Source organism: Lactobacillus sp. UMNPBX15, from assembly GCF_002553785.1.
Lineage (GTDB): Bacteria > Bacillota > Bacilli > Lactobacillales > Lactobacillaceae > Lactobacillus > Lactobacillus crispatus.
Map to the genome: position 1 here is coordinate 1 of NZ_PCYV01000080.1, position 753 is coordinate 753.

1 protein-coding gene is annotated in these 753 nt (G+C 35.5%); it reads left to right on the forward strand.

Annotated elements, in window-relative coordinates; translation table 11 throughout:
* Positions 1-479, forward strand: a 479-nt coding sequence (locus CP366_RS10350) for an LPXTG cell wall anchor domain-containing protein (protein ID WP_143469308.1), incomplete at its 5' end; no start/stop codon positions are given.
* Positions 480-753 lie beyond the last annotated feature (274 nt).

Genomic DNA, 753 nt, shown 5'->3' on the forward strand with positions numbered 1-753 from the left:
AAAAGAAGCAAGTTAAGAACAACGTCGATAATGCAAACAAGGATAAGTTCCCAGATGGCACTAAAGTTACAGTAGGCGATGATGGTACAACTACAGTAACCTACCCAGATGGTTCGAAGGATGTCATTTCTGGTACTGATTTAGTCATCGCTGCTAAAAGCGAAGATGTTCTTGGAAGCAAGTATCATTCACACAAGAATGGTTCAAACTCTAGTCAAGCTGATAGAGTTAAGGGAGCTTCTACTGCTAATGGCAGCATCGCAAACGCTGGTAACAACCTAGGTGTTAAGGGTGAAAGTGATAATGCCTTTGTAGGTGTTAAAGGTGAAAGTGATAATGCCATTGGTAATAACAAGGCTACTAGCTTAAAGACATTACCACAAACAGGCACTAAAGATACTTCAATTTTGGGTGTGCTTGGTATGCTTTTAGCTTCACTTGGTCTATTCGTATTTAAGAAGAAGCGCGATAAAGAATAATTTATAATAGTTTTTTATAAATTCTATTGGTAAAAGTATCTAGAGAAAGTTAATTCTCAGATTTAAAAAGACGATCGAAAACTTTTGAAAAATTGTTTTTGATCGCCTTTTTGTGTGAAATGAAAACAAGATTCTACGTAAGCGTAAAATAACCGAGTATCTAGATTAGTTTTAGAGTAAGCGTCAAATAAAATAGTGTACTTAAAAACCGTCCCAGTCACTGTTATACTGAGACGGTTATTTAAGTTCTTTTATTTACAATTCTTCTGGATCT